This is a genomic window from uncultured Microbacterium sp. (genome assembly GCF_963528945.1).
Classification (GTDB): domain Bacteria; phylum Actinomycetota; class Actinomycetes; order Actinomycetales; family Microbacteriaceae; genus Microbacterium.
On record NZ_CAURWX010000001.1, the window covers coordinates 587,354 to 599,586 of the forward strand.

Below are 12,233 nucleotides of genomic sequence, written 5' to 3' on the forward strand. Positions count from 1 at the left end.
CCCTTGGCCGGGAGGACCGGGACAAGGAGGCAGCAATGGAAACGAGCATCGTTGGCGTCGGAGTGGGTATCACCGATCGCTTCCGAACCGTTGTCGAGGAGAAGATCGCCAAGATCGAGACGTTCGCCGCTCGAGCGCAACGTCTCGACGTGAAGGTCACCCATCGTGTGTACCGGAACGGGCAGGTCCCCGAGGAGACGGTCGAGTTGACGCTCATCGGCAAGGGCCCCGTCGTGCGCGCCGAGGCGACCGACGGCGACAAGTTCGTCGCGTTCGATCTCGCGGTCGACAAGATGGCCGAGCAGCTGCGACGCGCGAAGGAGAAGCGGGTCGACGGCCGACAGCATCCTCGTGGACCGCACTTCGAGAAGGGCAGCGGCTCGCTGGAGGGCATCGACGTGCAGCCCGCCTCGGTCGAGGTGCTGCAAGCGGTCGCCACCGGGAGCATCCCGGTGCAGAACGAGGAGGACGAGGAGTACTCGCCCGTCGTCATCCGGACGAAGAGCTTCGAGGCGGAGTGGATGACCGTCGAAGAGGCCGTCGACCGTATGGAGCTCGTCGGCCACGACTTCTTCCTCTTCGTCGACGCTCGCACCGATCACCCGAGCGTGGTCTACCGGCGCAAGGGCTGGGACTACGGAGTGATCGCGCTCGACACCGCGGCTCCGCCCGCCGAGGCGCTGGCCTCCTGATCTGTACGACGACGGCCCGGCCCCGGAGGGGGTCGGGCCGTCTGTCGTCTGCGGTCAGTCGAAGATGCCGTCGAGGATGCTGCCGATGACCAGGCCGCCCAGGATGCCCGACGCCACGTCGCCGCCTCCACCGCGACGGCCGCCGCCGCCCCATCCGCCGCCGCCCCAACCGCCGTCGCCGCCCCATCCCTGGTTCTGCGGACGCGCGGAGTCGATGTCGCGCTGCGCGAGCTGGAGCGCCTCGGAAGCCAGATGCGCGACGCGTCGGGCGCCCAGGAGCGCCTGCTCCCGCGTGTCCTCCGCAGGCAGGAGGTCGCTCACGTCGACACGCAGGCGCTCAGCCTCCGCGAGACGGGTCCTCGCGTCGGCACCGATCCAGCCGCGATGACCGGCGATGAGACCGCGGGCCACGCCGAGCTGACGGTCGGCGTCGTCGAGCGCGTGCTGCACCTGCGCGAGCGAGGGGAGCGGGTTCTCCGCGCGGTGGCGGGCCTTGGCGATCGCATCGTCGAGAGCGGTGTTCGCCGCACGCAGGTGGGAGAGTTCGGCGAAGGGGTCGTTGGGCTCACCGGACGGCGTCAGCGAGCTCAGTGCGTCCTGCAGCGCGGTGACGGCTTCCGCGACCGCCGGGACGGGGGGAGCCGTACGAGCGGCGATCAGGTCGCTCCGCGAATCGGCGACGACTTCGGCGAGCGTCGACTCGGCCCGGAGGGCCTCGATCTCGAAGTCCTCGACGGCGTCGAGCAGGTTCGCTGCACGTCGGGTCGCCTCAGTGGCCGTCTCGAGAGCGAGGTTCGCCTCCTCGTTCTGCCGGGCGGCCCGGCGTCGCTCCGACACCGACGCGCCGTGCGTCGCGAACGCGATCAGCTGCTCCGCCTCCCGCGCACTCGCCGTGATCTGCATCATCGCCGAGGGGGAGTAACGCGCCGACAGGCGCTCGATCGCGGCGGTCGTTGCGGGGATCCGCTCCTGCAGCGACGCGGCATCCGCCCGCACCTTCGCGACGATCTCCGGCGCACGCCTCACCTTCGCGATGGACTCGGCGAGCACCCCGGTCTTCTCGTCGAGCAGGTCCTGCGCCCAGTCGCAGAGCTGCACGATGCGCGCGTTGCGCCTGCGCAGCTCTTCGGGGGTGTCGGGGATCTCGTCGTGGTTGAGCTGATGCAGCTGGAACGCCTCGCGCAGATGCGTGCGCACGGCGTCGAGCGCCTTCTTGAGATCGGCGGTCAGCGAGCCGCCCAACTCGGCCTCGGCGAACGCCAACTCGTCCGACGTCGTGCGGATGCGCTCGTCAGCCGCGACCAGCGCCTGCTCCGCCTGCCGTGCGAGATCCGCGTCCTGCTCCGCGAGGGCTTCCTCGTCGCGCTTGCGTCTGCCCCAGAAACCTGCCATGTGCTGATCCTACTTTCCGTGGAGGGCGGGGTGCCTGTGCATCCGCTCCGGGCGAACGCGGCGGGTCGTCAGGCGACGGCGGGAGCGGGGGATTCCGCGGGTTTCGCCGGGCGTCCGCGCTTCGGTCGGTCCGTCGCGAGGCCGAGAGCGAGGGCGTGCGCGGGATGCTCGGCCAGGCGCCGGCGCAGGTGCTCGAGCCAGCGCTCCTCGGCCTCGGCGTCGAACAGCGCCGCGTCCAGCACCAGAGAGCGCGCCAGGACCTCCGCGTCGCCGTGGCTCTCCACCGCGGGGGCGCCTGCGCGCAACAGAGCCAGGTGCTCGCGGATCGCCGCGAGCTGCGCCGAGATCACCGCGTCGGCGTCGACCCCGGGAAGGGTCGCGGCGATCGTGAGCTTGATCGCGACCTCGTCGCGCGCAGCGGTCGTGCGCCGCACGGGAGAGGAGAGCCAGCGCGCCACCTCGTCGGAGCCGGTGTCGGTGATCCGCCAGTACACGTGGCCCTGGGCATCCGTCTCCCCACGGCGGACGAGGCCGTCGCGTTCGAGGCGCTCGAGGGTGTTGTAGATCTGGCCGACATTGAGAGGCCAGATCGAACCGGTCCTCCGGTCGAACTCGTGGCGGAGTTGGTAGCCGTAGCAGGGACCCTGGTCGAGGATCGCCAGCAGACTGAGACGGACGGACATGCGACCTCCTGAAGTGCTTTCCCAGCATATGCATACCTGGAAACGGGTCGGAGCAGCGTCGTGCAGGCGACGTGGAGGTCACGGGCCGGTAACATGACACCGTATGCCCGGCCGCGCCCTGCGCGGCTCGGTTCTGTACCCACTGACAGGGAGATGACATCCGTGGCCAATCCTCTTGAGAAGCTGCTGCGCGCCGGCGAGGGGCGGATCATCCGTCGCCTCAATCAGGTAGTCAAGGCCGTAGGGGCTCTGGAGGAGGACATCTCGCGCCTCACCGACGACGAGCTGCGCAACGAGACGGTCGAGCTGCGCGCGCGCTACGAGAAGGGCGAGACGCTCGACCAGCTCATGCCCGAGGCGTTCGCCGCCGTGCGCGAAGCCGCGAAGCGCACACTCGGCATGCGCGCCTACGACGTGCAGATCATGGGCGGAGCGGCTCTGCACCTCGGGAACATCGCCGAGATGAAGACCGGTGAGGGAAAGACCCTCGTCGCCACCTTCCCCGCGTACCTCAACGCGATCGCGGGCAAGGGCGTGCACGTCATCACCGTCAACGACTTCCTCGCGACCTACCAGTCCGAACTGATGGGCCGCGTGTTCCGCGCACTCGGGATGTCGACCGGCAACATCGTGTCCGGCCAGACCCCGGCCGTCCGCCGCGAGCAGTACGCCGCCGACATCACCTACGGCACGAACAACGAGTTCGGCTTCGACTACCTCCGCGACAACATGGCGTGGCGCAAGGAGGACCTCGTCCAGCGCGAGCACTTCTTCGCGATCGTCGACGAGGTCGACTCGATCCTCATCGACGAGGCCCGCACGCCGCTCATCATCTCGGGCCCCTCGTCCGGCGAGGCCAACCGGTGGTTCGCCGAGTTCGCCAAGATCGCCCGCACCCTCGAGCCGGGCGTCGACTACGAGGTCGACGAGAAGAAGCGCACCGTCGGCGTCCTCGAGCCCGGCATCGAGAAGGTCGAGGACTACCTCGGCATCGACAACCTCTACGAGTCGGCGAACACGCCCCTGATCTCGTTCCTGAACAACTCGATCAAGGCGCTCGCCCTGTTCAAGAAAGACACCGACTACGTCGTCATGAACGACGAGGTCATGATCGTCGACGAGCACACCGGACGCATCCTGGTCGGACGCCGCTACAACGAGGGCATCCACCAGGCCATCGAGGCGAAGGAGGCGGTGCCGGTCAAGGCCGAGAACCAGACCCTCGCCACCGTCACGCTGCAGAACTACTTCCGTCTGTACGACAAGCTCGCCGGTATGACGGGAACGGCCGAGACCGAGGCCGCCGAGTTCATGTCGACCTACAAGCTCGGTGTGATCCCGATCCCCACCAACCGCCCGATGATCCGCAAGGACCAGTCCGACCTCGTCTACAAGAACGAGACGGCGAAGTTCGCGCAGGTCGTCGAGGACATCGCCGAGCGCCACGCGAAGGGCCAGCCCGTGCTGGTCGGCACCACGAGCGTCGAGAAGAGCGAGTACCTCTCTCGGCTCCTCGCCAAGAAGGGCGTCAAGCACGAGGTCCTCAACGCGAAGAACCACGCGCGCGAGGCCGAGATCGTCGCTCGTGCGGGTCGCCTCGGCGCTGTCACCGTGGCCACCAACATGGCCGGACGAGGCACCGACATCATGCTCGGTGGGAACGCGGAGTTCCTCGCCGTACAGGAGCTCAAGTCGAAGGGCCTCGACCCCGTCGAGACCCCGGAGGAGTACGAGGAGGCCTGGGACGAGGCCTACGAGGCCATGAAGGCCACCGTCGAGGAGGAGGGCCGCAAGGTCGCCGAGGCCGGTGGGCTCTACGTCCTGGGCACCGAGCGTCACGAGTCGCGCCGCATCGACAACCAGCTGCGCGGTCGTTCCGGCCGTCAGGGCGACCCCGGCGAGAGCCGCTTCTACCTGAGCCTCACCGACGACCTGATGCGTCTGTTCCAGTCCGGCGCCGCGGAGGCGATCCTCGCCCGCACGAACTTCCCCGACGACGTGCCGATCGAGTCCGGCCTGGTGTCGCGGGCCATCCGCAGCGCGCAGTCGCAGGTCGAGGCGCGCAACGCCGAGATGCGCAAGAACGTGCTCAAGTACGACGACGTGCTCAACCGCCAGCGCGAGGCGATCTACGCCGACCGCCGCCACATCCTGCAGGGCGACGACATCGCCGACCGGGTGCAGCACTTCATCGAGGATGCGATCAGCGGCGTCGTGCGCGATCACACCGGCGAGGGACACAACGAGAGTTGGGACTTCGACGCGCTGTGGACCGAGCTGAAGACCCTCTACCCGGTCGACGTCACGATCGACGAGGTCGTTGCGGAGGCGGCGGGACGCAAGGGCGGGATCACCGCGGACGGTCTTACACGAGAGCTGCTGTCCGACGCCAAGATCGCCTATGAGGCGCGTGAGAAGGCGCTCGGCGAGGCCGCGACCCGAGAGCTCGAGCGCCGCGTGGTGCTGCAGGTCCTCGACCGCCGCTGGCGCGACCACCTCTACGAGATGGACTACCTCAAGGACGGCATCGGCCTGCGCGCCATGGCCCAGCGCGATCCCCTCATCGAGTACCAGCGCGAGGGGTACGCCATGTTCCAGTCGATGATGGGCCAGATCAAGGAGGAGTCGGTCGGTTACCTCTACAACCTCGAGGTCGAGGTGCGGAAGGCCGGCGACTCCGAGGAGGTCACCGAGGTCGAGGCGAAGGGCCTGACCGAGGGTGGAGCGGATCAGCGCCTGGAGTACTCCGCGGCGAACGACGCCGGCGAGGTCGAGGTTCGCAACGATCGCGGCCAGGTGCAGCAGGCGGCGACCGACCGCATGCGGCAGGCCGCGGCCCGCGCGCAGGCACCGCAGGCGGAGGACGCCGAAGAGGCGCCCCGCGGCGCCTTCGGGCAGAAGACGGATGCGGCGGCTCCGGCCTCGGGCAACCGCGAACAGCGCCGCGCTCAGGCCAAGAAGAAGAAGTAGGCGCAGCGCGTATCGAGAGGGCCAGTCCGTGCGGATTGGCCCTCTCGGCGTCCCTGTAGGCTTGCGCAATGACACCATCGCGCCACTTCGACCAGTCGTCGAAGCTCAAGAACGTCCTGTACGAGATCCGCGGAAACGCCCTCGTCGAGGCGGCGCGACTGGAGGCCGAGGGCCACCGGGTCCTCAAGCTCAACACCGGAAACCCGGCCATCTTCGGCTTCGAGGCCCCGCACCAGATCGTGCACGACATGCTGGCGGCCCTGCCCACCGCCCACGGCTACAGCGACAGCAAGGGGATCGTCTCGGCTCGTCGGGCCGTGGTGAGCCGGTACGAGGAGATCGAGGGGTTCCCGCGCTTCGGCCCGGAGGATGTCTTCCTCGGCAACGGCGTCTCTGAGCTCATCACGATGACCATGCAGGCTCTCCTCGACGAGGGAGACGAGGTGCTCATCCCGGCGCCGGACTACCCGCTCTGGACGGCCATGACGAGCCTCGCGGGCGGCACGCCCGTGCACTACCTCTGCGACGAGGACGACGGCTGGCAGCCGGACCTCGAAGACATCCGCTCCAAGATCACGCCCCGCACGAAGGCGATGGTCATCATCAACCCGAACAACCCCACCGGCGTGGTCTACTCGCGCGAGGTGCTGCAAGGGCTGGTGGACATCGCGCGGGAGCACCAGCTGCTGCTGCTCTCCGACGAGATCTACGACCGCATCCTGTTCGACGACGCCGTGCACATCCCGACGGCCACGCTCGCGCCCGACTTGCTGTGCCTCACCTTCAACGGCCTCTCGAAGACCTACCGGGTGGCGGGCTACCGTTCCGGGTGGCTCGTGATCACCGGGCCGCAGGACCACGCGAAGGGGTTCCTCGAGGGCATCAACCTGCTCGCCTCGACGCGCCTCTGCCCCAACGTGCCTTCGCAGCATGCGGTGCAGGCCGCGCTCTCGGGCGTGCAATCGATCGATGCGCTGATCGGGCCATCGGGGCGGCTGCACGAGCAGCGCGACGTCGCCTGGCAGGGGCTGGAGTCGATCCCCGGTGTGTCGTGCGTGAAGCCGGAGGGTGCGCTGTACGCGTTCCCCCGCCTCGACCCGAACGTGCACGAGATCCGCGACGACGCGCGGCTCGTCTACGACCTGCTCGTCTCGGAGCACATCCTCCTCGTGCAGGGAACGGGGTTCAACTGGCCGACTCCCGATCACCTGCGCGTCGTCACCCTTCCCGAACCGCGCGTGCTGAGCGAAGCAGTCGAGCGACTCGGGAACTTCCTCGCGAGCTATCGGCAGAACTGACCGGGGACGCCGCCGGAGCCATCGACGCGGCGAGTTCCCGGGCGCCCGCGACCAGGGGAGACCGGGGCACGAGGTCGGCCATCGCTCGACTGTGCAGCAGCGCGGCGTCGGCGGCCCGGGGGTCGTGAGGCAGGAACGTCACGTCGGTGATACCCGCGAACCGTTCGAGCGTGCGTCGGATCTGCCCTCGCGCGTCGAGTCCGAGCGGGCCGGGGCGCACCTGGTTGACGACGACCCTGAGCGCCGTGGGAGCGGCGATCCTGCGCACCTCCGCCTGCTCGCGGAGGAAGCGACTGATGCCCAGGGGGTCGGCAGACGCGACGGCGATCACCGCGTCCGCCTCGCGGAGCACCGCGGTGGTGGCGGCGTGGCGCCGCGGTCCGAGAACGTCGTACGTGACCTCCTCGTCGGCGTCCACTTCGCCGGCCACGTCGACCACCGTCTCCTCCGCCCAGGTGCGGCATACCTGCAGGCAGGTGGTGACGCGATCGCCCGAGATCTCCGGCCACCGCGCGGGGCGATTGATGCCCGCGAGCACGTCGAGCGTCCCCGCGCTGCTGTCGACGGATGCGGCCAGGCGCGTGAGCTCCGCGGGGTCGAGTCCGCCGAGTTCGGCACGCCGGCAGGCGGCGGCGAGTCCGGCGGCCTCGTCACCGAGTCCGAGCAGCAGAGCGAGCGAGGGGGCGACCGTGTCCGCATCGACGAGGGCGGTGCGACGGCCCAGGCGTGTGAGCTCCACGGCCAGCAGGATGGCCAGGGTGGATCGACCCGGCGAGCCGTGCGGACCCCAGACCGCCGTGACGCGTCTGGCCGGTCCGTCGCGGCGCGGTGCGGGAGCGGCGTTCGATCGGATGGCCGTCGCGACCTGCCACCCCGCCGCGTCATCGGGCAGACCGTCGGCCAGACCGAATCGCGCGAGCAGGCGGCTGTCTGCGCCGCCGAGCGCGAGGATGCGCACGGCGGCACGATCGCACGCGGTCACGAGGTCGGCGGTGAGCACGTCGCGCGAGGCGGGAACCACGATGACGTCGGCGCCGGAGAGCAGCCCTGGGAGGTCTCCTTCGCGCGTCACGGGCAGCGCGCGCAGACCCTCCGTCTCGAGTTCCGATGCGAGCTTCCGCCCGCGCGCGCCGTCGAGGGCGACGATCACCGTACTCATCAGGCGATACCCACGGGGACGACCGACAGGGCGGCGCCGCCGGTGATCGCGGCGAGGACGTCGGCGACATCGCTCCGGTCGATCACGAGCTCCACCTCGGCCGTCTCCTCGGCGAGCACGCCCTCGGGCACGACCACCGACTCCACCACCACGTCGCCGAGGAGCAGACGCGGGACGTCGTGCCGTCGACCGTCGTCGAGCGGCGGCGCCTGCCACACCTCGACGGTGCTGCCCGGACCGATGCTCTGCGGAAGGCCGGTGCTGCTCTCGACGACGATCGTGGTGGAGCGACGATCGTCGGATGTCGTGGTGGCATCGGCGGGGACGAGTTCGCCGGCCCCCACCGTGCGGCCGGCGACCGCACCCTCGACGAGGTCGTGCGGTTGCAGGTAGTCGTCGGCGAGCGCCCCGAGGTCGACCTCGACGACGGCGACGTCGTCGGCGGAGATCGATTCACCCGGGACGATGGTGCGGGTGGCTTGCAGTGCGGGTCGGGTGCCATCGGCCGAGGACAGCAACGTCCAGACCCCGCCGACCGAGAGGGCGACCAGGGCGATGCCGACGAAGAAGCGCGCGTCGCCGCGGAAGGCGCGTCGCTGATGCGGTGAAGTGCTCATGGCGTCCCATCGTCACAGAGACGCGCGGATCGCCGTGGAAGTTCTCCACAGGTCGGCGTGGACCGGTCTGGAGCCGCCGAGCGGGGAGGACAATGGGGACATGACCGATTCGCCGCGTGCCGAGACGCGGTTCCTCGCGCCCAGCCAGGTGGCCGAGCTGCTCGAGGTCGACGTCGACGAGACGATCGCGCTCGTTCTCGAGGGTCGTCTCCGCGGCGTGCAGGTCGGAGTCCCTCCGCGGTGGCGCATCGAGCAGGCGAGCATCGAGGAGTACCTGGCGGAGCAGACCGAGGTCTCGCGGCGGATGGCGCTGTGGCGGCAATCGAACGAAGCCAGTTTCCCGGAGGTCTGGGGCGCCGCGCGTCACCGGATCTGATCGGCGACCACGCGCACACCGACGACCGCTGCGAAGGGCACCACGCGCAAGCCGCGCACCGCGCGCGCCGTGCGCGGCGCCCCGGCGTCGTGGATGGCGATGTCGAGGTGATCCGCGCCGGCGCGGTCGATCGTGCCGAGGACCTCGCCCGAGGCGTTCGTCGACAGGTGCACGGCCACCCGGCGCCGCGCGAGGTCTCGCAGCACGAAGCCGAATGTGGCTCGCGCATGCAGCGACGGGGTGCCCGATGGGGCGTCGTCGAGGCTCCGGAGCAGCGCACCGTGGTCGGTTCCGACGCCGTGCACCGCATGGAGGGGCAGCAGGTGGATGCATCCCGGGAGGCTCGGCGCCGCCCGTGGTTCCTCGACCGCGAGCCAGTCCGCCCCGACGGTCCGGACGACGCCGGAGACCCGACGTCCGTCGCCGAGGTCGATCACGACGGCGGCGTCGCCGACGCAGAGCGCTCGGAGCCGGTCGAGCGTCGTGAGACGCGCGATGCGCAGTCGTTCGGACTCCGCGTCGCGCACCGCGCGCTCGGCCTCCCACTCGGCGGCCAGCTGACCTTCCAGGTCGTCGAAGAGTCGGTCCCAGTTCACGCGACCGAGCGTAGGGGAGACGGGGCGGGCATATACGAGTTATCCACATTCCGCCGGGAGACGCCCCCGGAGCGCCGAGCGGGCGTGCTCTACTGACTCGCGATCTTCCCCGATGGAAAGTGCGACATGACGCTTCACGAGTATTTCGCCCGCCAGCCCACCCCCTCCTCAGACTCGCCGGATCCCGCGCCCCTGCTGCGTTCGCTGACCCAGGGCGTCCTCGAGGTGCTCGGCGGTGTGCGGGAGGTCGATCAGCTGGCGCGCTGGTTCAGCGAAGACGCGTTCCGCAGCCTGGTGACGCGCGCGAACCTCTCCGCCCGGGCACGGAGCGCCCGCGGTGTCGCACCGGCCCGACCCGTCTTCGAACTGCGCTCCCTGCGCGTCTCCGAGCCCGTCGACGGGGTGATCGAGGCGGTCGTCGTCGTCGCGGGGCCCGGGCGTACGCGCGCCGTGGCGATCCGCCTCGAGGGGATGGATCGTCGCTGGCGCGCGACGTCGCTGGCCATCCTCTGAGGACGAGGACCGTAGGCTGGTGGGGTGTCCACGCTCTCCGATCTCGTCCATGCCCAGGGGCTACTGACCGACGGCGACGTCGAATGGCTGCACCGTCTCGCCAGCGACGGCCAGCTGCTCGCCGACCTCGCCTCCGCCGACATCGTCGTGTGGGTGCAGACCGAGGATTCGTCCTTCGTGGCCGTGGCGCACGCCCGGCCCAGCGGCGCTGCGACTCTCTTCTACCGCGACATCGTGGGGGAGCGGGTGCGCCCGCAGTGGCGCACGCAGGTGCAGGGCGCCTTCGACACGGCCGAGATCGTCGACTCGTCTTCTCCCGACTGGTTCGAGGAGACGCCGACCCGGGTGCGCGCCGTGCCGATCGTCAGCGAGCGCCGCTCCGCCGACCGGCCCCCGAAGGTGATCGGCGTCGTGACGCGTCACACCAACCTGGGGGAGGCGCGCACACCCTCTCGCCAGCAGATCACCTTCGACGACTGCGCGAACGATCTGTTCCGCATGATCGCCGACGGCAGCTTCCCCGACCCGGCGGCGCCGACCTCGCCGCGTCGCGGCGCGCCCCGTGCATCCGATGGCCTCATCCGCATCGACGTCGACGGCATCACGACGTTCGCGAGTCCGAATGCGCTCTCCGCTTTCAATCGCATGGGCTTCGACGACGAGCTGGAGGGCGAGTCGCTCGCCGAGGTGACCACTCGCATCGTTCCGCCGTCTCGCCAGGTCGACGAGTCGCTCCCTGTCGTCGTCACGGGACGAGCTCCCTGGCGGACCGACGTGGAGGCGCGCGGGGTCACCGTGTCTCTCCGCGCGATCCCGCTCAAGGACCACGGCACCCGCATCGGTGCGATCGTGCTCTGCCGCGACGTGTCGGAGCTGCGGCACCAGGAGCAGGAACTCATCACCAAGGACGCGACGATCCGTGAGATCCACCACCGCGTCAAGAACAATCTCCAGACGGTGGCGTCGCTTCTGCGCATCCAGGCGCGGCGTACCCATTCCGACGAGGCGCGAGACGCCCTGACGCAGGCGATGCGCCGCGTCGACTCCATCGCCGTCGTGCACGACACGCTCGCGCAGGGGCTCACCCAGAAGGTCGACTTCGACGAGGTGTTCCACCGGGTCCTGAAGCTGGTGGCCGAGGTCGCGTCGGCGCCGAACACCCGGGCGCGCACGCAGTACACCGGACGCTTCGGGGTTCTGCCGAGTGAGTACGCCACGCCGCTGGCGCTCGCACTCACCGAGGTCGTGACGAACGCGGTGGAGCACGGCCTCGCCGGTCAGGAGGGCGTCGTCACGATCGACGCGACGCGCACGGAGGAGAACCTGCGCGTGACCGTGCGCGACACCGGGCATGGTCTCCCCGAAGGGCGCATCGGGCAGGGACTGGGCACTCAGATCATCCGCACCCTCATCCAGGGCGAACTCGGCGGGTCGATCGCGTGGCACGGCGACGAGGGCCAGGGCACCGAGGTCGTGATCGACATCCCGCTGCGCTGGCTGCAGAAGTAGGGCCGGGCACGCCGGCTCCGCATACGCGAAGACCCCGCCGTCGGAGGCATCCGAGGCGGGGTCTTCGCGATGATCAGGAGGCGCGGCGGGCGCGCGCGGCGCGACGCTTGAGGGCGCGGCGCTCGTCTTCCGACAGGCCGCCCCAGACGCCCGAGTCCTGGCTGGTCTCGAGGGCGTACTGCAGGCAGATCTCGGTCACGGTGCAGGTGGCGCAGACGGTCTTCGCCTTCTCGATCTGATCGACAGCCGGACCGGTGTTCCCGACGGGGAAGAACAGTTCGGGGTCGACGGTCAAGCAGGCGGCTTTGTCGCGCCAGTCCATGGGGGCTCCTCGGTGTGGATTGTCGTGAGACTCGCGATGCGAGGTCTCGATTCGGGTCTCGGCTCGGGATCCGTTACCCTGTTGAGATGCGGGCGGATGCCCGTGA

The 12,233-nt window shown here is 69.8% G+C and carries 12 protein-coding genes; 6 read left to right on the forward strand and 6 right to left on the reverse strand.

The window, feature by feature from the left end; genetic code table 11:
- The first annotated feature begins 35 nt into the window (after positions 1 to 35).
- The gene (gene hpf / locus RWS82_RS02600; protein ID WP_314646577.1) at positions 36 to 692 is read left to right on the forward strand and encodes a ribosome hibernation-promoting factor, HPF/YfiA family; all 657 of its coding nucleotides are present in this window, start codon (positions 36 to 38) and stop codon (positions 690 to 692) included.
- 54 nt (positions 693 to 746) lie between these two features.
- Here the strand turns inward: hpf and RWS82_RS02605 are convergent, their stop codons facing one another.
- Positions 747 to 2,084, reverse strand: a complete 1,338-nt coding sequence (locus RWS82_RS02605) for a hypothetical protein (protein ID WP_314646580.1) — start codon at positions 2,082 to 2,084, stop codon at positions 747 to 749.
- A gap of 68 nt (positions 2,085 to 2,152) precedes the next feature.
- The gene (locus tag RWS82_RS02610; RefSeq protein ID WP_314646585.1) at positions 2,153 to 2,767 is read right to left on the reverse strand and encodes a helix-turn-helix transcriptional regulator; all 615 of its coding nucleotides are present in this window, start codon (positions 2,765 to 2,767) and stop codon (positions 2,153 to 2,155) included.
- Positions 2,768 to 2,929: 162 nt separating this feature from the next.
- Here RWS82_RS02610 and secA point away from each other — a divergent pair, with 162 nt between their 5' ends.
- Both secA and RWS82_RS02620 read left to right on the forward strand, forming a co-directional pair.
- A complete protein-coding gene (gene secA / locus RWS82_RS02615) occupies positions 2,930 to 5,737 on the forward strand; it encodes a preprotein translocase subunit SecA (RefSeq protein ID WP_314646587.1) in 2,808 nt (935 codons plus the stop codon).
- Between the two features lie 68 nt (positions 5,738 to 5,805).
- Positions 5,806 to 7,035, forward strand: a complete 1,230-nt coding sequence (locus tag RWS82_RS02620) for a pyridoxal phosphate-dependent aminotransferase (RefSeq protein WP_314646589.1) — start codon at positions 5,806 to 5,808, stop codon at positions 7,033 to 7,035.
- Here RWS82_RS02620 and RWS82_RS02625 read toward each other — a convergent pair.
- Together RWS82_RS02625 and RWS82_RS02630 are read right to left on the reverse strand one after the other, a co-directional pair.
- Positions 6,956 to 8,194, reverse strand: a complete 1,239-nt coding sequence (locus tag RWS82_RS02625) for a hypothetical protein (RefSeq protein ID WP_314646592.1) — start codon at positions 8,192 to 8,194, stop codon at positions 6,956 to 6,958. The genes RWS82_RS02620 and RWS82_RS02625 overlap by 80 nt on opposite strands.
- Positions 8,194 to 8,811: an SAF domain-containing protein gene (locus tag RWS82_RS02630; protein ID WP_314646594.1), complete on the reverse strand. Its 618-nt coding sequence runs from the start codon at positions 8,809 to 8,811 to the stop codon at positions 8,194 to 8,196. The genes RWS82_RS02625 and RWS82_RS02630 overlap by 1 nt, the downstream gene beginning before the upstream one ends.
- Positions 8,812 to 8,911: 100 nt before the next feature.
- Here RWS82_RS02630 and RWS82_RS02635 point away from each other — a divergent pair, with 100 nt between their 5' ends.
- The gene (locus RWS82_RS02635; RefSeq protein ID WP_314646596.1) at positions 8,912 to 9,187 is read left to right on the forward strand and encodes a helix-turn-helix domain-containing protein; all 276 of its coding nucleotides are present in this window, start codon (positions 8,912 to 8,914) and stop codon (positions 9,185 to 9,187) included.
- On the opposite strand, the gene RWS82_RS02640 is transcribed toward RWS82_RS02635, so the two are convergent.
- Positions 9,175 to 9,783: a hypothetical protein gene (locus tag RWS82_RS02640; protein ID WP_314646599.1), complete on the reverse strand. Its 609-nt coding sequence runs from the start codon at positions 9,781 to 9,783 to the stop codon at positions 9,175 to 9,177. The two genes, RWS82_RS02635 and RWS82_RS02640, sit on opposite strands and share 13 nt — an antisense overlap.
- A gap of 126 nt (positions 9,784 to 9,909) precedes the next feature.
- Between RWS82_RS02640 and RWS82_RS02645 the strand changes: the two genes are divergently transcribed.
- Both RWS82_RS02645 and RWS82_RS02650 read left to right on the forward strand, forming a co-directional pair.
- Positions 9,910 to 10,296, forward strand: coding sequence for an Rv3235 family protein (locus RWS82_RS02645; RefSeq protein ID WP_314646602.1), 387 nt, complete (start codon positions 9,910 to 9,912; stop codon positions 10,294 to 10,296).
- 24 nt (positions 10,297 to 10,320) lie between these two features.
- Positions 10,321 to 11,805 carry a histidine kinase N-terminal domain-containing protein gene (locus RWS82_RS02650; protein WP_314646604.1) on the forward strand — a complete coding sequence of 495 codons (1,485 nt, stop codon included), beginning with the start codon at positions 10,321 to 10,323 and terminating at the stop codon, positions 11,803 to 11,805.
- 73 nt (positions 11,806 to 11,878) lie between these two features.
- Here RWS82_RS02650 and RWS82_RS02655 read toward each other — a convergent pair whose 3' ends face one another.
- Complete coding sequence (locus RWS82_RS02655) at positions 11,879 to 12,127, reverse strand: WhiB family transcriptional regulator (protein ID WP_017203224.1); 249 nt, start codon at positions 12,125 to 12,127, stop codon at positions 11,879 to 11,881.
- Between the last annotated feature and the right edge of the window lie 106 nt (positions 12,128 to 12,233).

Bases quoted from the DNA above. Each gene is read 5' to 3' on its own strand.
- hpf (WP_314646577.1), top strand. From the start codon at position 36: ATGGAAACGAGCATCGTTGGCGTCGGAGTGGGTATCACCGATCGCTTC.
- RWS82_RS02605 (WP_314646580.1), bottom strand. From the start codon at position 2,084: ATGGCAGGTTTCTGGGGCAGACGCAAGCGCGACGAGGAAGCCCTCGCG.
- RWS82_RS02610 (WP_314646585.1), bottom strand. From the start codon at position 2,767: ATGTCCGTCCGTCTCAGTCTGCTGGCGATCCTCGACCAGGGTCCCTGC.
- RWS82_RS02620 (WP_314646589.1), top strand. From the start codon at position 5,806: ATGACACCATCGCGCCACTTCGACCAGTCGTCGAAGCTCAAGAACGTC.
- RWS82_RS02625 (WP_314646592.1), bottom strand. From the start codon at position 8,194: ATGAGTACGGTGATCGTCGCCCTCGACGGCGCGCGCGGGCGGAAGCTC.
- RWS82_RS02630 (WP_314646594.1), bottom strand. From the start codon at position 8,811: ATGAGCACTTCACCGCATCAGCGACGCGCCTTCCGCGGCGACGCGCGC.
- RWS82_RS02635 (WP_314646596.1), top strand. From the start codon at position 8,912: ATGACCGATTCGCCGCGTGCCGAGACGCGGTTCCTCGCGCCCAGCCAG.
- RWS82_RS02645 (WP_314646602.1), top strand. From the start codon at position 9,910: ATGACGCTTCACGAGTATTTCGCCCGCCAGCCCACCCCCTCCTCAGAC.
- RWS82_RS02655 (WP_017203224.1), bottom strand. From the start codon at position 12,127: ATGGACTGGCGCGACAAAGCCGCCTGCTTGACCGTCGACCCCGAACTG.